General features: G+C 58.5%; 12 protein-coding genes. 5 read left to right on the forward strand and 7 right to left on the reverse strand.

All coding sequences use genetic code 11. From position 1 onward, the window contains the following. Positions 1-68: 68 nt before the first annotated feature. The 4 genes from MPRO_RS17520 (at position 69) to MPRO_RS17535 (ending at position 11,480) form a co-directional block, all read left to right on the forward strand. Positions 69-1,436: a phosphohexomutase domain-containing protein gene (locus MPRO_RS17520; RefSeq protein WP_067295852.1), complete on the forward strand. Its 1,368-nt coding sequence runs from the start codon at positions 69-71 to the stop codon at positions 1,434-1,436. 146 nt (positions 1,437-1,582) lie between these two features. Next, on the forward strand, positions 1,583-9,238 hold the full coding sequence (locus tag MPRO_RS17525; protein ID WP_067295857.1) for a type I polyketide synthase: 7,656 nt from the start codon (positions 1,583-1,585) through the stop codon (positions 9,236-9,238). Continuing rightward, positions 9,235-10,596, forward strand: coding sequence for an aminotransferase class I/II-fold pyridoxal phosphate-dependent enzyme (locus tag MPRO_RS17530; protein ID WP_067295860.1), 1,362 nt, complete (start codon positions 9,235-9,237; stop codon positions 10,594-10,596). The genes MPRO_RS17525 and MPRO_RS17530 overlap by 4 nt, the downstream gene beginning before the upstream one ends. Positions 10,597-10,694: 98 nt before the next feature. After that, positions 10,695-11,480: a methionyl-tRNA formyltransferase gene (locus tag MPRO_RS17535; RefSeq protein WP_067295864.1), complete on the forward strand. Its 786-nt coding sequence runs from the start codon at positions 10,695-10,697 to the stop codon at positions 11,478-11,480. A gap of 87 nt (positions 11,481-11,567) precedes the next feature. On the opposite strand, the gene MPRO_RS17540 is transcribed toward MPRO_RS17535, so the two are convergent. The 7 genes from MPRO_RS17540 to MPRO_RS26090 form a co-directional block, all read right to left on the reverse strand. Further along, positions 11,568-13,064, reverse strand: coding sequence for an LTA synthase family protein (locus MPRO_RS17540; protein ID WP_067295866.1), 1,497 nt, complete (start codon positions 13,062-13,064; stop codon positions 11,568-11,570). Between the two features lie 23 nt (positions 13,065-13,087). Beyond that, on the reverse strand, positions 13,088-13,870 hold the full coding sequence (locus tag MPRO_RS17545) for an SDR family NAD(P)-dependent oxidoreductase (protein WP_067295869.1): 783 nt from the start codon (positions 13,868-13,870) through the stop codon (positions 13,088-13,090). Continuing rightward, positions 13,858-15,114, reverse strand: a complete 1,257-nt coding sequence (locus tag MPRO_RS17550; RefSeq protein WP_082708945.1) for a capsule polysaccharide biogenesis protein — start codon at positions 15,112-15,114, stop codon at positions 13,858-13,860. The genes MPRO_RS17545 and MPRO_RS17550 overlap by 13 nt, the downstream gene beginning before the upstream one ends. A gap of 88 nt (positions 15,115-15,202) precedes the next feature. Beyond that, positions 15,203-15,925, reverse strand: a complete 723-nt coding sequence (locus MPRO_RS17555) for a DnaJ domain-containing protein (RefSeq protein ID WP_082708946.1) — start codon at positions 15,923-15,925, stop codon at positions 15,203-15,205. A gap of 29 nt (positions 15,926-15,954) precedes the next feature. Next, a complete protein-coding gene (locus MPRO_RS17560) occupies positions 15,955-16,653 on the reverse strand; it encodes a hypothetical protein (RefSeq protein ID WP_067295878.1) in 699 nt (232 codons plus the stop codon). 87 nt (positions 16,654-16,740) lie between these two features. Continuing rightward, positions 16,741-18,486, reverse strand: coding sequence for a bifunctional ornithine lipid synthase OlsF (gene olsF / locus MPRO_RS17565; RefSeq protein WP_067295881.1), 1,746 nt, complete (start codon positions 18,484-18,486; stop codon positions 16,741-16,743). Positions 18,487-18,678: 192 nt separating this feature from the next. Further along, a complete protein-coding gene (locus MPRO_RS26090) occupies positions 18,679-18,852 on the reverse strand; it encodes a hypothetical protein (protein WP_173645520.1) in 174 nt (57 codons plus the stop codon). A 190-nt stretch (positions 18,853-19,042) separates the two neighbouring features. Here MPRO_RS26090 and dinB point away from each other — a divergent pair, with 190 nt between their 5' ends. Next, entirely contained in the window at positions 19,043-20,116 is a 1,074-nt protein-coding gene (dinB, locus tag MPRO_RS17570; RefSeq protein WP_082708947.1) for a DNA polymerase IV, read from the forward strand. The last annotated feature ends 15 nt before the right edge of the window (positions 20,117-20,131 follow it).

Raw genomic sequence — 20,131 nt, forward strand, 5'->3', positions numbered from 1 at the left:
ACAGCGTGGGCTCCCATGATCGTGCCTTAGTCGCTACAAAATCTTTAAAACTGAATTGGATTCGAAACGTGACAGAACTGACCTGTTTCAAGGCCTATGATATTCGAGGTCGCCTTGGTGATGAACTGAACGACGATGTGGTGTACCGCATCGGGCGTGCCTTTGCGCAGCAGTTTGCACCACGCTCGGTGGTGGTGGGCGGCGATATCCGGGAAACCTCGGAAGCGCTCAAAATGGCGCTGTCGCGCGGATTGCAGGATGGGGGTGTCGATGTAGTCGATATCGGCATGGTGGGTACCGAGGAAATCTACTTTGCTACCGTCCATCTGGGGCTGGATGGCGGCGTGGAAGTCACCGCCTCGCACAACCCGATCGACTACAACGGTCTCAAGCTGGTGCGCGAAGGCAGTCGGCCGATTTCCGGTGATACCGGTCTCAAGGAGATGCAGCTGATTGCACAAGAGCAGCAATGGCCAGCAACGCCTGCGAAGCGCGGCAGCTATAGTCAGCTGGATCTCAAGGATGCCTACGCGGCCAAGATACTGTCCTATATAGACGTCAAGGCACTGAAGCCGCTGAAGCTGGTGGTTAATGCAGGTAACGGCGCTGCGGGCCCTGCGCTGGATGCCATTGAGCGTCAGTTACAGGCGCTGGGTGCACCGATTGAGTTTATCAAGGTGCACCATGCGCCCGATGCAAGCTTCCCCAATGGCATTCCCAACCCGCTGCTGCAGGAAAATCGCGCCCAGACAGCTGATGTTGTGATTGCCGAGGGTGCTGATATGGGTATCGCCTGGGATGGAGACTTTGATCGCTGCTTTCTGTTCGATGAAAGCGGGGAGTTTATCGAGGGCTATTACATTGTTGGCCTGCTGGCTGAAGCTTTTTTGCACAAGCAGTCCGGCGCCCGTGTCATTCATGATCCGCGTCTGACCTGGAATACCATTGATATGGTAGAAGCGGCCGGTGGTGTGCCTGTGCTGTCCAAGACGGGGCATGCCTTTATCAAGGAGCGCATGCGGCTGGAAGATGCGGTATACGGCGGTGAAATGAGCGCCCATCACTATTTTCGTGACTTTGCGTACTGCGACAGTGGCATGATTCCCTGGCTGCTGGTGGCCGAGTTGCTGAGCAACAAGGGGCAATCACTGTCGTCCCTGGTGGCTGAGCGTATCGCCGCATTCCCAAGCTCCGGCGAGATCAACAGCAAGCTGGCCGATCCTGTGGCGGCCATTGCTCGAGTGCGGGCGGCCTACGAGCCCGAAGCCCTGTTAGTGGATCAGACCGATGGCATCAGCATCGAGTTCGCACAGTGGCGCTTCAATTTGCGCAGCTCCAATACGGAGCCGGTGGTGCGGCTGAATGTTGAGAGCCGGGCTGATCAGGCGCTGATGCAGGAAAAAACCGCAGAAATTCTTGAGCTGCTGCTGCGCTGAGAACCATGGGTCGGCTTGTGCCGGAACTCATTCCTTGGCGGCAGTAAAATTGGTAACATAGCCGCTTTGGTCCGCCCTGATTTGGTGCGATTTCAAGAGTGCCTGCCGCTGCAGGAGTTGGCTCAGTATAGTTAGGTAAAATAATTTTGCGTCGTACTAAGGAAAATATTGCCATCGTTGGCATGGCATTCCGGCTTCCCGGAGATCAGTCCAATTCTGATGAATTTTGGCAGGCACTGAAGGATGGCAAAGATCTGGTCGGCGAGATTGATGACAGCCGCTGGGGCAAAGACGCTTACCACCATCCTCGAAAATCCGAGGCGGGTAAAAGCTATACATGGGCTGCAGGCGTACTGTCGCGAATAGAGGAATTTGACGCGGATTTCTTTGGCATTTCGCCACGGGAGGCCTGTCAGATGGATCCCCAGCAACGTCTGTTGCTGGAGCTTTCATGGGAGGCGCTGGAAAACGGTGCCCAGAATCCTGGGCGACTGGCCGGCAGTGACTGTGCTGTATATGTTGGTATAGCGGGAACAGATTACTCGTACCGGCGCATTGACGATCCCTCGGTAGCCGACTCCTATACCATGACCGGCAGTACTGCGAGCATCGCCTCGAACCGGATATCCTATGTGTTCGATCTGCATGGGCCGAGCATGTCGGTTGATACGGCTTGTTCGTCATCGCTGGTGGCACTGGATCAGGCCTGTCGATCGTTGTGGGAAGGCGAGGCGACTAGCGCTCTGGTGGGCGGCGTTAATATGCTGCTGCATCCGTTTCCGTTTATTGGCTTTTCCAGAGCCTCAATGCTGTCTCCGGACGGTCGCTGCAAGACGTTTGATGCCAGCGGTAATGGCTATGTACGTTCTGAAGGCTGTGCGGTGTTTTATCTCAAGCCGCTTAGCGCTGCCGAGCGCGATGGTGACCCTATCCATGCGGTGATTCTTAATACCGGTGTGAATTCGGACGGTCGCACCAACGGCATTACGGTACCCAACGCTGATGCTCAGGCCCGTTTGCTGCGCAAAGTATACGATGAAATTAATCTGTCGCCGCTGGATCTCACTTATCTTGAGGCCCACGGTACAGGCACATCGGTGGGTGACCCGCTTGAAACCAAGGCGTTATCCCAAGCTCTGGCCATGGCTCGCGGCGACGGCAACCCTCTGCCGATTGGCTCGGTAAAGAGCAATGTCGGGCATCTGGAAACGGCTTCCGGCATGGCGGGCATGATCAAAGTGATCAACTGCCTGCAGCAACGAGCTCTTGTGCCAACCGTTCACCTAAAGACTCCCAATCCGAACATTGATTTTGTCAACTGGAACCTGGCGCCAGTTACCGAATATACAGCGATTGAAGGTGATCAGCGTCTGATCATGGGTCTCAATTCCTTTGGCTTTGGTGGCGCCAATGCCCATGCGGTACTGGCTGAATACCGAGGCCAGGCAGGCGCCGGCAGTCCAGGTGCGAAAAACAGGGATTCTGAAGCACTGCCGCCGCTGTTGCTAAGTGCGCGCAATGATGCCGCACTGATGGCTCAAGCCGGCCAAATGGCGCAATGGCTGGCCGATCCCGCCCAGTCCTATTACGACCTGGCCTGGACCCAGGCCAGCCGTCGCCAGTTATTGCCCAGGGGTCTTGCGGTACAGGGGCAAAGTCTGGAGCAGATCCGCCATGGGCTTGAACGTTACGCTGCAGGGGAGACCGACAGTGGACTGTTCACGGCTGAGAATCTGGGGCAGGACTTGCCAGTGGCTCTGGTGTTTTCCGGTAACGGCTCGCAGTGGGTCGGCATGGGACGTCAGCTGATACAGGCCGAGCCGCTGTTTGGCGAGGCGATTGATGAAGTCGATGCGCTGCTGAGGTCCTATACGGACCTATCGATCCGACAGTTGTTCCAGTCGGAAGAGGACGCTGACTATGCGAGTACTGAGGTCGCCCAGCCTGCGCTTTTCGCGCTCCAGGTAGGTTTGACCCGCTGTCTGCAGGCGCAGGGCATTAACGCCGCCGCGGTGCTTGGTCACAGTGTTGGCGAGATATCTGCCGCCTGGGCCAGCGGCGCGCTGAGTCTGGCTGATGCGGTGCGCGTGATCTTTGAGCGTAGCGCGGCACAGGGCACCACCCGTGGGCAGGGGCGCATGGCCGCGGCGTCGATGTCGGCCGATGCGATTGCCGCTTTGATTGCAGAGCTGCAGCTTAGCGACCAGGTTGAGATTGCCGGTATCAACAGCCCCGCTGCGGTGACCCTGGCCGGCTCGCTGGCGGCGCTTGAAACACTGGGTGCTGTGATGGAGCAGCAGAACCTGTTTTTCCGCATCCTGGATCTGGACTACGCCTTTCACAGCAGCTTGATGAACCCGGTACGCGAGCGGGTCATGCAACGGCTGGCGGATCTGGCGCCGTGCCAGGCGACTATTCCCTTCATTTCGACGGTGAGCGGTGGCGAGCTGGATGGCACCAGGCTGGGTGCGGCCTACTGGTGGGATAATATTCGCAAGCCGGTGCAGTTTGGTGCCGCGATAGAGACGCTTATTCAGCGCGGTGTGCGTCTGTTTCTGGACGTGGGGCCGCACCCGATCATGCGTGGCTATATCGGGGACTGCCTTAAAGTACATGACCTCAGTGGCGGTGTTATTCCGACGCTGAAGCGCAAGTCCGACGACCTTAGTAGTTTGCAGACGGCTGTTTTCTCGGCCTGGCTGGGAGGCGCTCGGGTCGATTTGTCGCGCCATTTCCCCCTGGATGGTGCCCTGGTGCGTCCGCCTGCTTATCCCTGGCAGCGGGAGCGTCACTGGTATGAGACGACCTCGGAGGGTTACAACCTGGTCAATCGCCCGCTGGAGCATCCGCTACTGGGTTATCGTATCAAGCCGGGTGAGCCTGTGTGGGAAAATGCACTGGATACCCAGCTAGTGCCGTACTTGGCGGATCATGTGGTGGGGACCGCCGCTGTGATGCCCGCCGCAGGCTATGTCGAAATGGCGCTGGCGGCGGGACGCACCTGGTTTGGTACGGTCGAGGAGCCTGCAGATAAGTTCGAAATTCAGGGGTTGGAAATCCGCGCGCCCCTGGTGTTCGAGCAAGATCACCTCAAAACGCTGCGTTTTGCCCTCTACCCCAAGGATGGCAGCTTTACCATCGAAAGCCGGGTGCGCCTGAGTGAAGACCCCTGGACCCTGCATGCTGTGGGGCGACTGAGCGGCGCGCCGGCCTTTGATGCCAAACAGCAGCTGAATCTGGCCCAGCTTAGGGAGCAGGCCGATGGCCGCCTTAGCGGCCAGCAGCATTACCGTCTGGCCGATGCTGTCGGGCTTGAGTATGGTCCTGCGTTCCAGGGCATCGCCGATGTCTGGACCCGGGATTTGTCCGCCTTGGCCCGGTTGACGCTGCCGCAATCCGTTGCGGCTCATTTGCCGGAGCACGTGCTGCATCCGGCGGTGCTGGACGCCTGCTTCCAGGTACTGGTGGGTATCTTTACCGCCAACAGTGGCGAGAGCCAGCATGCGGCCCTGATACCGGTGCGTATTGACCGCTTGCGGGTGTACGGTAACTGTCAGCAGGTCAGTCATTTCAGCGCCCGAATTATCAAGCAGAGCCCGCGGTCGGTATTGGCCAGCTTTTGTCTCACCGATGATGCGGGCCGGGTTCTGGTCGAGGCTGAGGCCTGCCGTTTTCGCGGCGTGAACTTTACCCATGACCAGGGCTTGCCGGCGACCTATGATTACCGCCCCCGCTTGCTGCATCCTGTTGGCCCCGCGGCTCTGCCGTTGCCGGAAGTTGTTGCTGCGGCGGCGCGACTGCAACTTGAACCGCATCAGGCGGCACGGGCCAGTCACTTCGAAGAAGTTGAACCGCTGATCGGCATGATGGTTAGCGGTTTTGCCTACGAGTCACTGCGTGACCAGGCTGGTTGTAATGCATGGTTCAGCCTTGATGGCCTGATCGAACAGGCGGGCTTTAGCGCCAGCTACCGCTCGGCGCTGGTGCGTTACCTGCATATTCTGGTCGAAGACGGTTTGGCCGAGCGTGAAGATAATCAATACCGGCTGCTGGTTGGCGACGAATGGCCCGTGGCGCAGCAGCTTTGGCTGGCGCTGCAGGGAGATTACCCCGCTTATCTTCCCGAGTTGTTACTGGCCGGTCGTTGTGGCTTGCATCTGACGCAGGTTCTCAAGGGGGAGCGTGCGGTTGCTGAATTACTGCACCCAGCCAAGAGCAGCCTGCAGGAACATCTGGCGGATTCAGCGCAGTCCGTGGCCGGTGTTCACCAGACCTTGAGTGAACTGTTGGCCCAGCTAGTCGCAGCCTGGCCGGCGAACCGACGCCTGCGCATACTGCACCTCGGTGGTGGCGCCGGCGCTCTGGCACGCAGGTTGATGGCGCTATTGCCGCAGGAGCGTACTGACTACCTGTTGGCGGATGCTGATGAGACATTGCTGGCCAGTGCCGAAGTTGAACTGGCGGCTTATTCCTGCGTGGATTTTGCCTGTTTTGATATGAATGCCGGGCAGGATTTACTGGATGCCGTGGCTTCTCGCCGCTTCGATCTGGTATTGGCGGGACAGGGGCTGCACTGGGTTGATGATATTCCGACGGTGCTGTCGCAGTTGGGTCGGCTACTGGCTGACGATGGTCAGCTGCTGTTGCTGGAGCGCAATCAGGACCGCTTCAGCGACCTGACCCAGGGCTTGCTGCCAAACTGGTGGGACACAACAGACGCAGAGCGTCCGTTGTCGCGCCTGATGCCGGCTGAACACTGGGCCGAGCTGCTGCATGAAAGTGGCTTCGAACAGTTCGAAACATTGCGTGAGCCTGCGGCGAGCCGCACGGAAGGTAGTTACGTCTTGCTGGCGGCCAAGGCTCCCCAGGTTCCGGTGGAGCCGGTTCTGCCACAGCAGCAACGCTGGCTGCTGCTGGCCGATGACAAGGGTATGGCACAGGCGCTTGGCGAGGCTCTCACTGCATCCGGTCAGCGAGTCATGCTGGCGCGCCAAGGCACTGCCTATGACTTTGACGGTGACGACTTCCAGGTGGATCCGTTCTCAGTCGATAGCATGGAGCAGCTGCTCGATGCCGTTGCCGCCACAGGCGGCTGTGATCAGGTGGTACAGCTGATGGGGCTGGAGTCGGTCGATGCGATACCAGCTTCGCTGTTAAGTCTGCAGGACCTGCGCTGCGTGCCGGTGCTCAGCCTGGTCCAGGCACTTGAACGGGTAGCCTGGACTGCGCCACCGCACCTGACCCTGGTAACAACGGGCGCGGCGTTGTGCGCGGCCCCGGGCTCAGAGCGCTTTAGCGTGGTGCCGTCCCAGGCGCCTTTGTGGGGGCTGGGACGGGTACTGATGAATGAGCATCCAGAGCTCAATGCCCGCCTGGTCGATCTGGCGGGCGCAGACTTGGCGCCGCTGATGCCGGAGCTCGCACGGCTCCTGTTGTCGGACAGCCCGGAAGATGAGCTGTTGCTAAGTGCCCAGGCCTGTTATGGCCTGCGCCTGGAACCTCTGGCGTTGATGTCGGTGCCGCCGACAGAAACGACAGAAGTGAAACTGGATTTTGTTGAGCCAGGCCCGCTGAAAAACTTGAAATGGGTGCCCATGGCCTGCCTGGCACCGGGTGCGGGCGAGGTGGCGGTAAGGCCCATTGCCAGCGGTCTCAATTTCCGCGATGTAATGTACGCCATGGGCTTGTTGGCCGATGAGGCGGTGGAGAATGGTTTTTCCGGCCCGACCCTGGGCATGGAGTTTGCCGGTGAAGTGATTGACGTGGGACCGGGCGTTACTGAGTTCAAGGCCGGTGATCGCGTCATGGGGTTCGCACCATCCTGCTTTTCCTCCCGAGTGTTGACCCAGGCCTCGGCCCTGGCAGCGCTGCCCCAGGGGTGGAGCTGTGCCGAGGCGGCCACGGTGCCTACGGTCTTTGTTACCGCCTGGTATGCGTTGGATTATCTGGCCCGGGTACAGCCAGGGGAGCGAATCCTTATTCATGGTGCCGCGGGTGGCGTGGGTATAGCCGCGATTCAGATGGCCCGTTATCTGGGGGCCGAGGTGTTCGCTACCGCGGGCTCCGACGAGAAACGCGACTTCCTGCGCCTGATGGGCGTGGATCACATACTGGACTCACGCAGTCTGGCCTACGCTGATCAGATCATGCAGCTGACCGCCGGTGAGGGCATCGATGTGGTGCTTAACTCACTGGCCGGTGAGGCGATCACTAAAAACCTGGCCATTCTGCGTCCGTTTGGGCGCTTTATGGAGCTGGGCAAACGCGACTTTTACGAGAACAGCAAGATGGGGCTGAGGCCCTTCCGTAACAACATTACCTATTACGGAATCGATGCCGATCAGTTGATGGTAGAGCGCCCAGAACTGAGCGCTCGGCTGTTCCGCGAGGTGATGGAACGCTTCGACGAAGGCGTGCTGCGCACTCTGCCACACCGGGTATTCCCGGCCGCGCGGGCCAGTGATGCCTTTCGCTACATGCAGCAGTCCAAGCAGATTGGCAAGATTGTTATTGGATTTGAGCAGCCACCGCGTGTTGCGGAGCAGCCTGAGCGGGTGATACCCGCATTGACACTGGACGCCGATGGCTGCTTCTTGGTGACCGGCGGCCTTAGCGGCTTTGGTCTGCGCTCTGCCTGCTGGCTGGCGGAACAGGGCGCCCGTCATTTGGTGCTGATGGGTCGCAGCGGTGTTCAGACCGAAGAGGCCGCTACGGCGATTGCCAAACTTGAAGCCCAGGGTGTGCGGGTGTCCGTTGAGGCTGTTGATGTGACCGATCGAGCGGCGCTGCAAGGCCTGTTCGCCGATTTCGGCACCCGTCTGCCGGCGCTTAAAGGGGTCATTCATGCGGCAGTGGTGTTCGACGACGGTCTGCTGCGCAACCTCAATCAGCAGCGCCTGGAGCGAGTGCTGGCTCCCAAGCTGCTGGGGGCGCTTAATCTGCATGAGCTGACCAAGACGCTGGAGCTGGATTTCTTCGTGCTCTACTCGTCTGTGACAACCTTCTTCGGCAATCCAGGGCAGGCCAACTACGTGGCTGCCAATGCCTATCTTGAGGCGCTGGTGCGCAAACGCCGTGCCGAGGGTCTGAGCGGTCTCTATGTGGCCTGGGGGGCGATTGACGATGTTGGCTTCCTGGCGCGCAACGAAGCCATCAAGCAGGCGCTGCAGTCACGCATGGGCAGTGAGGCACTAACGTCGACTCAGGCGCTGGCGATGTTGCAGTTATTGCTGGCCCGCGGTTGCGCTGGCGCCGCAGTAATGGACTTCAGCTGGCGTGACATGCAGCGGCTGATGCCGTCGGCCCAGTCCCCCAAATTTGATGTACTGCGTCGGCTTGATGCCCGCCACGGCGATGATGATGAAGACAGCGATGATATCCGCAGCCTGATTATCGGTATGGCACCCGAGGAAGTTGCAGCGCTGGTCAGCGGTTTGCTGTGCGATGAGATCGCCCAGATCCTGCGTCTGCCAGCGGAGAAAATCGATATTACCCAATCGGTGCTGGATCTGGGTATGGATTCACTGATGGGGGTTGAGCTGGCGCTGGCCATCGAGGGCCGCTTTGGTGTGAGCCTGCCGGCGATGGTTCTGTCCCAGGGGCCAACGGTACAGCGCCTGACGGAACGTATCGTCACGCAGCTGTGTCATGAGGACAGAGAGCAAGACGATACCGGCCAGAATGCGACCCAGCAGGTCGCACAGGTGGCGGCCCGTCACGCCGAGTCTTTCTCGGCGGAAGAGACGCAGCGCATCGCCAGTGCACTGGAAAGTGCGCCTGGCACCCTGAGGCTGGTTGAATGAACAAACTCAACAAGGGTCTCTTCGGCCTTACCGGCAAGGCCAAGGAAAGCCTGATCCAGAAAGCGCTCGACAAGCGCAGCGCACGTGAGCCTGAAGCCCAAGCGTCGCACCGGGCGTCGCACCGGGCGTCGCCCGGTTCGCGTCGGCCAGTGTCCGATGATCTGTGCCGATTTGACAAGCTGCCGGGCTACAGAGAGCTGATGGTACAGCGACTGGCGGCGGAACAGCTCAATATCAGTAATCCGTTTTTTCGCCTGCACGAAGGTACCGCGACGGCAACATCAGTCATTGACGGTCAGCAGTGCATCAACTTTTCGAGTTACAACTACCTTGATCTCAGTGGTCATCCGCGCGTGTCGCAGGCAGCCAAGGACGCTATAGACCAGTACGGCACCTCGGTTTCAGCCAGTCGTCCGGTGTCCGGTGAGCGGCCGGTACAGCAGGCACTGGAAAGTGCGCTGGCAACCCTGCACGGCACCGAGGACGCGGTTGTATTCGTCAGTGGTCACGCCACCAACGTCACCAGCATAGGTTATTTGTTTGGTGCCAAGGATCTGGTTCTGCACGATGCGCTGATTCACAACAGCGTACTGCAGGGTATCCAGCTGTCCGGGGCTTTCCGGTTGTCTTTTCCGCACAACGACTGGCAGGCGCTCGGGCGCATTCTGGAACAGCGACGCCATGAGTTTGAGCGCGTGCTGATCGTGGTGGAAGGCATCTATAGCATGGATGGCGATCATCCGGACTTGCCCAGGTTCATTGAATTGAAGAAGCGTCACCGGGCATTTTTGATGGTGGATGAGGCACATTCCATTGGCGTTATGGGTGAGCGGGGGCGGGGCATTGCCGAGCACTATGACGTTGCCGGTTCGGACGTTGATATCTGGATGGGAACCCTGAGCAAGTCCATGGCTGGCTGTGGCGGTTACATTGCCGGTGAGCAGGCGCTAGTCGATCATCTCAAGTTTTCCGCGCCAGGTTTTCTCTATAGTGTCGGTATGCCGGCTCCCATGGCGGCGGCCTCGCTTGAGGCCATCCGCGTGATGGAGGAAGAACCGCAACGTGTGCGACAGCTGCGTGATCGCAGTCGGTATTTCCTGGCCCGCGCCCGGGAGCGGGGGCTGGATACGGGCCTTAGCTGCGGCTACTCGGTGGTGCCTCTGCTCTGCGGCAGCTCGATCAAGGCGGTGCGCCTGTCCAATCTGCTGCTGGATCGGGGCATAAATGTGCAGCCCATTGTTTATCCCGCGGTTGAAGAAAAACTCGCTCGGCTGCGCTTTTTCATCAGCTGCGCTCACACCGAAGCCCAGATCGACACTACTCTTGCCGCCATCAGCGATGCCCTGAGTCAGCTGTGATGCTGACGCGATGCGTATGGAAGTGCCGGTGGTACCTGTACTGTCAATTCCAGCCGGGTGCAATCCCGCAGCGGCTTTGCGCTGGGTGATCTGAGCGGATGAAACACCGGCTGATCCTGTGTACCCACTCGAGCCTTTACTCCAGTCTGGTACTGGAGGCGCTACTGCAGGCACCTGGACTTGAGGTGGTGGGTATCGTCAATTCCACCCGGATGCTGTCCCGCAATGGCGCTGCGCTAACTGATGTCCAACGTCTGCTGCAGCGCTCGGGTCTGCGTTATGCACTGCATCTGCTTCTGGCGACCTCGGGCTTTGAACTACTGGCGCCCAGGCGTCGCCTGCATGCCAGGGCCCAAGCCCTGGGCATACCTCTGCTTGATACAAGGGATATTAATGCTGCCGGTGCGGTGAGCTTTATTCGTAGCCTTGATCCCGATGTCTGTCTTTCTGCCTATTTCAATCAGATTGTGGCAGAGCCTCTGTTGGACTTGCCCCGGCTGGGGTGCATCAATATCCATCCGTCGATTTTGCCGCATAACCGGGGTGTTGATCCTCTGTTTCATGCCCGACTGCGAGCTGAGGCGACAATGGGTGTTACGGTGCATCGGCTGGATGCTCAGCTCGATACCGGCCGCGTATTGGCACAGCAGTGCGTCGTACTAAACCCAAACGATAGTCTGATGGCAGGTTATGTCAGTTTGTTTTCCTGCGGTGTGGCGCTGGCGATCAGGGTTCTTGCGACGCTGGATGATAACCAGAGCGGCAAGCGGCAGCCGGAGGGGGGCAATTATGACGGCTGGCCCCTGGCGGCGGATGTGGCAAGGGTCACCGGCGTGCTGGGTCTGGGGGACTATCTGAAACTTGTGCGAGGGCGGTCAAGATAGCGTCAGGCTGTTTCGCTTTGCCCATTGCCATTCTGGCTAAATGTAGCGGGTTAACCTGGTTGGCGGCTGTTCAGCATTTGAGTGGCACTAAGTTTTCGGACTCTCTGTGGTGCCGAGCAAGTGGTCCGGCAGTACTTCGACACAGATATCTTTCGCTGTAGTGGGTGAGGCGGTAGCACTGTTTGCCGACCAGATCAGGTAGTCGGTAGAGGGGTCTTCATAGTTGCGTGTCTGGTAGATATCCGGCATGCCCGGCACATGATCACCGTACCAGGCGAGTACTGCGGCTGGATCTTCGTCTGTAAGGTAGCGGCTGAGCTGATCCAGCATCTGATCAGCATTGTTGAGATGACGCAGGTAGACCGCCAAGTTGTCGTCTGCTGCCGTAGTCGGCTGGCTGAAAAAGGCATTACGCTCGTCTGCTGTGATGCTCTCCAGATGCAGCGGACCATGGTTCTCCATGGTGATGGCAAATATAAACAGGGGCTGAGTCGAGCTCGACAGCTCACTGATAATACGCTCGCAGACAGCGGCATCTGAGGTGTAGGGGCCCGTGCGATCGGTGCTAGCAAAGCTGCGAATATCAATAAACTCATCGAACCCCAGCTCAGGGTAAATACGATGACGTGCGAAAAACTCCGCCGGGTAGGGATGGATGCAGATGCAGCGATATCCTTGCTGTTTCAGGTTTGCCGCCAGGGATCCCGCTCCGGAAATTTGCACTTTGCCCTGAAAGTAACGCAAGGGGTCAAATCGACCGAAACCGAGCGCAGAGTTGGCCTGCCCCGTGAGAAAGGCGAACTCGCTGCGCATCGTGTAGGCGCCCCATGCCGGTACTTGCAGGCGGCCGAATGCCTGTGACTGGGCGCACAGGCGATCAAAGTGCTGCAATACATTTGGGCGGATATTGTTATCCAGGCGTCTGGCATCGAAAAAGGATTCGCTCTGGATAGCGATCAGGTTCGGTCGTGAAGACGGTGCTACAAAGGTACGCGGCTCGAGTTCTGGCATTTGGCTGGCCTGGCTGGCGTAGATAGCAAGGGTCGGCAGCAGGCCGTAGCGGGCTGTGTCGTGATTCGCGTCCAGGGTCACAGGTCGGTGGGCTGCGAGCTTCAGTAGCAATGGAATGAGCAGCGCAGCCAGCAGTAAGGCGGCAAGGCCATCAAGCCAGGCTGACTGGGCAAACAGGGCGCTGGGTGGCTCATACAGGGTCGCAATAGTGATGCTGCCAATGATGGCTACGGCGCCCCCAATGGCGGGAGCTGCGCCAATGAACGGAAGATAAAGGCGTGGAAAGCGAATGGCCTGGGAATAGAGCGCCAAATCTGCGAATACCAGAGCTTCACGTAAAAATCGGTACTTGGCATTGTTGACGATGATGAAAATTAGCTGGACACAGAGTGCGCACAGCAGGGAGAAATAGAAACGTCGTGTCAGGCCGTAGGCCGTAAGAAATAACGTAAACATGATCAGCAGGTGCAGTGCTATTGCGCCAAGGCCCGAGCTGGCAGGTTTGCGCAGTCGCTCAAGCTGGACTGTTCCAAGCGCCGTTATCATCAGCAAAACAAGTTGGGTAAACGTCATGATCAGTGCGGGCTCTTGGCGTATCAGCGGCTGCGGCCATAGCTGATATGTTGCAGAATAAAGTCCGCCAAAGAGGCCGGAAGCATGGCCAGTAGCCAGGTGCCCAGATTAAGCGGAAACGGGAAGGCTATCCTGGGCCTGTTTCGGGCCAGCCCCTTGAGAATGATCATGGCGGCCTGATCGGCGTTGATCATAAAGGGCTTGCGACCGGGAAATTCCCGGCTCATGTCGGAGTCGACGAATCCTGGGCAGATGACCGAAACGGCGACGCCTTCCGCCGCCACCAGGCCGCGTAGCGCTTCGCCATAGGCCTTGACCGCCGCTTTGCTGGCGCAATAGGCCGGAGTTATAGCCATGCCGCGGTAGGCCGCCAGCGAACTGACCAGGGCAATCTGGCCCCGGCGCCGTTGGCGCATCGGGGCGATCAGCGGGATGATTGTGGCCAGGGCGCTGTCGACATTGATCGACAGCAGGGCTTTGGTATCGGCCCAGCTTTCTTCTTCGCCGTTAGGGCCCACATTCAGCGTCTTGCCGGCATTGGCGATAACCAGGTCGATGGGCTCAGCGGCGTCGCGGTCCAGTACCCAGCTTTGCAAGGCATCAATATCGGTTACATCAATGCTGTTGATATTAACCCTGGCGCCTTTTCTCTCGCAGGCATTTGCAACTTGTTGCAGGTTCACAAGGTTGCGTGCACACAGGCTCAGAAGCACGCCGTCACGGGCGTATGCCTGGGCCAGTGCCGCACCGATGCCGCCACTGGCACCTGTAATCAGAACATGTCGGGGATTGATTAGCCTTCCCACGAAGGCACTCCTGTGTAGCTTGCTCCGGTTTCTGTCAGCGGTTCCTGTTGGGTCAGGCGTTGCACGGAACCGGCTATTGCCAGCTCTATGCCGCGGGCATTGTAATAACCACCGTTGAGCTGAGTGCGGTGAATCACCGTATTACGAAATGCCCGAAACAATTTCTTTGCAGGTGGTTGTCCTTTTTCCCAAAAGTCATTCAGTGGTCCCTGGAAACAGAGGCCCGGCAGGTCATAGATTGACCGCCCCAGTGCAATAGTCGGCCGGCCATGGTAGAGCGCTGAAAGGCCGACGGTACTATTGATGGTAATCACGCCGGTGCAATGGTGCAGCAGCGTTGGCAGGTGGCCCCCATCGATAAAGACGACTCGCATGCCCAGGCCAAGCTGTGTGGCGAGCTGACGAATGTGCGACCGATAGTTAATCAGACCGGTATCCAGAGGGTGGTTCTTTATTATCAGAACAGAATTATGCGCCGCGTGGCTGGCAAAGGATTGCATAACCTCGGTAATGGCTTGGCTTATTCCATCAAAGCGAGAGTGCACCTTGATCTGATAGTCGGCGTCCAGCTGCAGGGGAAACAGGTAAAATGAGCGGCGGTGCGCCTGTATCTGTTCAAAGTTGTGTTGTGCCTGGCGTTCATGCCAGGGCAGCAGCGGAAATCGTCGGGCCCAGCCCAGGTATTCGATGTGACTGCCATGGGGGCGGTGGGTCCGGTAATGCGGGAATCGCAGAGCATTGGTGATATTGGCCAGATGATAGGCCATATCCTGTCCTGCTCGTATTTTCAGAGATCCGCCTACGGTGTTGCCATCGGCATAAACGGGAACTCCTTTTGCCTGTTTAATATACCAGGCGGGGTCCCGAGGCAAATCGGAGAACGCATTGGTTCCACCTGCTTCAAGGGTAATCCAGTTCGGCCGAAAATAGCCTTCTTCATAGACGAAAAACGGTATTGAACGCTGTTTTAATTGAGCAATAGCCTGCATATGCAGTGGCCGGCAGTCGCCAAACAGCAGAACGCGGTCTATGTCATGCAACTCCAGCAGTTCACCGAGAAAACTGTCCCACTCATCAAGCGGGCGGTTAAACGCAACTGAGGTGGCTTTTGTGCGAAACAGGGTGTCACCGGCGCAAAAATTGACTTTGCATACCTTATGACCCTGTTCTAGCAGGGTATCGGCCAGGCGGGCAAAGAAGGGAGTTGCCGGTCCCTGGAGCAATAGAAACGAAAGCCTTGTCATAGCGGGTAATCATTGCCCGAAGCGCAGAAATTGAGTCGGCGATCATAGCAGAAAATCCGCGCTATGGGACCGCTGCCTGAGGCGAGCCTCAGTTAAGCAGGCGGTCCTTGGCTTCGTTGATACGGGCGGCCAGATAATTGCTGCCGCCCCGGTCAGGGTGCAGCTTTTGAATCAGGCGGCGGTGGGCGCTGATAATGTCACTTTCGCTGGCGCCGGGTTCGAGGCCGAGAATATCGTAGGCTTCATTTTCACTCAGTGGCCCCGCCTGATTCGTGTGGCTGTCTTTGCCGGCGCCGGGATCATCTTCGCGCCAGCTATCCCCAAAACGCTTGTCGAGATAGGCTTCCAGCAACTGGGTCGACTCCTGGTCATGATCGCGGCAGTACTGCAACAATTCAATAAACTGTTGTTCACTCAGGCCATCCAGCGTTTGGCCGGTTAGCGGCCCCTGCAGGATAGTGCCATGCATGGCGCCGGTATCGTGATCCAGACTCATCTCCAGAATAATACTCTGCACGCGCGAGCGATTATTGCTGCTGGGTGTCTGTTGGCGGCGTTTATACAGTTGATGCAGGAAGGGAAGGTAGCGCAGCAGCGGAATCAGCCTGCGGCTGAAGGGCAGCAGAACCGCCGCCAGAGCTCCGAGCCAGTGCAGGCGCCCAGTAACGCTCAGGTAAAGCAGGAACAGGGCGCACATAATGATGATGAGCTGCCACTTGGCACGCTCGCGCAACTGCGGTGGCCGTGACTGGATCCACATTATACCCGCCAGTGCGACCGCGCTTAGAATGATCAGGCCGAAAGGATTCAACGTTTACCTCGTCCATGTCTGGTTTGGTTTCAGCTTCGTAGCTGCTGGGTGAGGCGTAAAAGTACGGCACTCTTGCCCTGGCTGAAGTGTTCCAGTGCCTTGTGGCCGCCGGAGGCATAGACCGCGACGGCGCCCAGCAGTTCGCGCATTAACTGTGGACTGTGCTGATCGAACTGGCAACAGGCGCCGCCCGACAGCTGGCTGATTTGCTTGAAGGCCCGTGCAGCTGAACTTTCATGGCCTTCGTGGAAGATGAACACTGGGACCTGCAGCAGGCCAAGTTCACCGGCCAGTGCACAGAGATCATCCACGGGTTCTTCGACGCAGTCACCAATAAAGATGACGGCCTGAACCTTCTTAAGGCGGGTTTCCTGGCGAATATGGGTTAGCAGCCTGGCAATCTGGGTGTGGCCGCCGAGGCAGCGCACGGCGTTCATCTGTTGCATCAGACGATCGGTATTGCACAGCCAGTCGGTGGCGTGGAACTCGCGGTAGCCGCGGTAGTAGCACAGCTGTACCGAGAGTCCGCCAAGGTTGCGGGTCTGCTCGAACATTTCGCTCTGCAGCTGACAGGCATGATCCCAGGTGGGTTCCCGGCTGGCTGTGGCATCCAGCGCGAATACCAGCCGACCGCCGCCACTGGTGGAAGCTTTGGCCAGCTGATGCAGGAACTGGTCAATTTCCCGATGGCTAGAGCGTTGGCTGAGGGATTTTTGAACGTCACCCATGGCGCACTCCTTTTCCGATCAGTATAGGAGAATACAGCGTTGGAGTGCTGGGGCCAGAAAAAGTTGACGTACAAGAGCCTGATTGGTTCAGGCGGTTCCGGATTGAAGCAGGGGTGGGGCTGCCAGATAACGTTCGCGCTTGCGTGGCTTGAGGTACTCCAGGTCTACCAGTACCAGGCCGTCGACACAGTAATTGAAGGCGGCATCGACGCCAAAATCGAGAAAACGTACACCGCCTTCTTCACAGACGTCGCTGTACTGTTTATATAGCGTGGGGACGGATACGCCGATGCATTCAAGCTGCTCCTTCAGAATGCGAAAGTCGCTGCTATAGTCGCTGCCACTGAATAATTGGCTCAGGTGTTCACGGCTGGCGACGTCTATGGTGAAAGGACTCAGGGAGTGACCCAGATTGTCATGATCCGGGAAATAGTGGCTGTAGAACCAGACCACCAGGTCTCTGGCAGCCTTGGGGTAGCTGTTGCTCAGGCTGACCGGGCCGAACAGGTAGCGGATCTCGGGATGGCGGCGCAGGTAGGCACCTATGCCGTACCAGAGGTAGTCCAGGCTGCGTCGCCCCCAGTAGCGTGGCTGCACAAAGCTGCGGCCAAGCTCGATACCGCGGGCAAACACCGGTGCCATGGCGTCGGTGTAGCGAAACAGGCTGGCGCTGTAGAGGGTGCTGTCGTCAGCGCTACCCATCGCAAGGCCCGCGGTTTCGGCCAGCCGGTAGGCGCCGGCAATTTCCAGATCCTCCTCGTCCCACAGGATCAGATGGCGGTAGTGGCGGTCATAGCGATCCAGGTCGCGTTTTTCCCCGGTACCCTCGCCAACACTGCGAAAGGCAATCTCGCGCAGACGCCCGACTTCGCGCATGACGGCGGAGTCAGGGCGGTAGTCGAACAGATAGATTTTCTTGCCATCGCCGGTTTCGCCCAGCAGTTCGCAGGCCTTGAGTTCCTTTTTAAGGCTGCCGCGGTCCTGGGGGTGATCGATGGTCTTCTCGGTAATGAACAGTGGCGACTTGTTGCGGGCTATGCGGTACAGGTGCTTTTTCAGAATGCGGGCTTTCTCGCGGGTCGACAGTGGCAGCGCATCGATCTGGCTAAAAGCGATGGGCTCGCCTACCCGTACCTCAATGGTGACCGAGCGCTTGTTGAACATCTCCCGTGCCAGCAGCAGGGTTGAAAACGAACGGTTCAGCGCGGAGATGCTGTAAAACAGCGAAGAATTCTTGCCGCCCACAAAAACCGGCAGAATGGGGGCGTTGGCCTTGCGGGCAAAGTGCAGAAAGCCGCTGTTCCACTTGCCGTCACGGATGCCGGTGAGGCCTGCGCGGGATACTTCGCCGGCGGGGAACACAATAACTGCCTGATCATCCTGCAGAGCCTGGGTAATGCGGGCGATATCCTTTTTGCGGGTGGCCTTGCCGAGGTTGTCCACGGGCAGGAGCAGGGGTTGTAGCGGATCAATGCTGGAGAGCACGTCATTGGCGACGATACGTACATCCCGTCTTATCTCCCCGACCAGTTTCAGCAGGGCAAGGCCATCCAGGGCTCCCAGCGGATGATTGGCGACGATCAGCACGCGACCGGTGGCAGGAATGTTCATGCGGTGCTGATGGCTCAGGGCGTAGCTGAAATTGAAGTAGTCCAGTACGCGATCAATAAACTCAAAGCCAGTGCTGGCGCTGTGCTCGGTCAGGAAATGATTGATTTCCCGCTCCCGCACCAGATGACGCAGGCAAAACAGGGTTGAGCGTTTAACCGGTGCGGGCCTGGCGATAAAGGCGGGGAATTTCTGGGTAACGACCTGTTCGACATTCAGCTGCATCAGAGGTGTCCTTTGTCGGAGGACTCACACTCTATGGCTCTGATGTGACTGGGGCTTGAATCTGGGGTGACAACAAGATGACAGTCGTGGCCGCCGGGAGCCACGACTGTAATGGGCGCTGGTGCAATTCCGGTTGCGGGTCGCCTCTTGGTTGGATGGCAGTGCTTGGCAGTGACTTTGTGTGGAGTGGGTTTATACGCTGCCTTTACTCCAGGGATCCTGATCCGGCTCGCGTCGGCCGCGGTTTTTGCGCCGGTCGGGTTTGCCGGGCTCGAACCTTACCTCATCACGTCGGTCCTGGTTCTTGCGTTGATCCGAACCTGAGCGCCTTTCACTATCATTCCAGCTTTCTTTATCTTCATCCATTATTCTACGGCTCCATGACCGGGATGCTTTATGGGCATTGGGGTTAAGATTAGCAGTTGGCCGCGATATTGCCTTGGGCTTTGTCTCAAGGTGCTTCCCTGGAACATTCCTTCGCGAATATCCACCAGGGCAATGGCGCCAGGTCTTAGCCGCGAACTATTCGCACAGCGCCAGGAGCAGATAGTTCAACGTGGATCGAAAAATAATTCATTGCGATTGCGACTGTTTTTACGCCGCGGTTGAAATGCGTGATAACCCGGCCTTGCGGGATATTCCGCTGGCCGTGGGTGGCCGTGCCGACCAGCGCGGTGTGGTGGCTACCTGTAACTACGAGGCGCGTGCTTTCGGCGTGCACTCGGCCATGTCTACGGCCAGAGCCCTGGCGCTCTGTCCGGGCCTTGTGGTGGTGTCTGGCAGCATGGATAAATACCGTGAGGTGTCGGCCCGCATCATGGCCATCTATGCCGATTACACCGAGCTGATTGAGCCGCTGTCACTTGATGAGGCCTATCTGGATGTGACTGGCACACAGCGCTGTCAGGGCAGTGCCACGCGCATAGCGGAGGAAATACGCCTGCGAGTGTTCGAGGAGGTGGGCATCCGAGTGTCGGCCGGTGTTGCGCCCAACAAGTTTCTGGCCAAGATCGCCAGTGACTGGAACAAGCCGGATGGTCTTTTTGTGCTGCGTCCGGAGCAGGTGGAAGCCTTTGTACAGGTGCTGGCGGTGAAAAAGCTGCATGGTGTCGGGGCTAAAACGGCCGAGAAACTGGAGCACATGGGGGTGCACAACTGTGCGGATCTGCGGGATCAGGGGGCTGAGGTGCTGATCAGTCGCTTCGGGCGCTTCGGTCAGCGTCTGTGGGAGCTGGCCTGGGGGCAGGATGATCGCCCGGTACGCATTAGCCGGGAGCGCAAGTCGGTGAGCGTCGAACATACTTATACACGGGATTTGCCTGATCTCGATGCTTGCCTTGAGCAACTGCCGTCACTGCTGGAGTCGCTGGCGGGGCGCTATGGCAGGCTGTCGCGTCCGGCGGATATCGCGGGGGCGGTGGTGAAACTGAAGTTCCACGATTTCACTCAGACAACGGCGGAACAGGCGACCCGGGTTCAGGCCGCGATGGCGCCGGATATCCAGCTGTACGAGCGCCTGGTGCGCGAAGCCTTCGAGCGTGGCGCTCGGCCGGTGCGGCTGATGGGAGTCGGTTATCGTTTGAGCGAACATAGTGACGGTGGCCAACCCGATCAGTTGGCACTGTTCTGAGTCCTGTTAGTTGAC

This window comes from Marinobacterium profundum (assembly GCF_001528745.1).
Taxonomy (GTDB): domain Bacteria; phylum Pseudomonadota; class Gammaproteobacteria; order Pseudomonadales; family Balneatricaceae; genus Marinobacterium_A; species Marinobacterium_A profundum.

Bases quoted from the DNA above. Each gene is read 5' to 3' on its own strand.
- MPRO_RS17530 (WP_067295860.1), top strand. From the start codon at position 9,235: ATGAACAAACTCAACAAGGGTCTCTTCGGCCTTACCGGCAAGGCCAAG.
- MPRO_RS17560 (WP_067295878.1), bottom strand. From the start codon at position 16,653: ATGGGTGACGTTCAAAAATCCCTCAGCCAACGCTCTAGCCATCGGGAA.
- MPRO_RS26090 (WP_173645520.1), bottom strand. From the start codon at position 18,852: ATGGATGAAGATAAAGAAAGCTGGAATGATAGTGAAAGGCGCTCAGGT.
- MPRO_RS17535 (WP_067295864.1), top strand. From the start codon at position 10,695: ATGAAACACCGGCTGATCCTGTGTACCCACTCGAGCCTTTACTCCAGT.
- MPRO_RS17540 (WP_067295866.1), bottom strand. From the start codon at position 13,064: ATGACGTTTACCCAACTTGTTTTGCTGATGATAACGGCGCTTGGAACA.
- olsF (WP_067295881.1), bottom strand. From the start codon at position 18,486: ATGCAGCTGAATGTCGAACAGGTCGTTACCCAGAAATTCCCCGCCTTT.
- MPRO_RS17550 (WP_082708945.1), bottom strand. From the start codon at position 15,114: ATGACAAGGCTTTCGTTTCTATTGCTCCAGGGACCGGCAACTCCCTTC.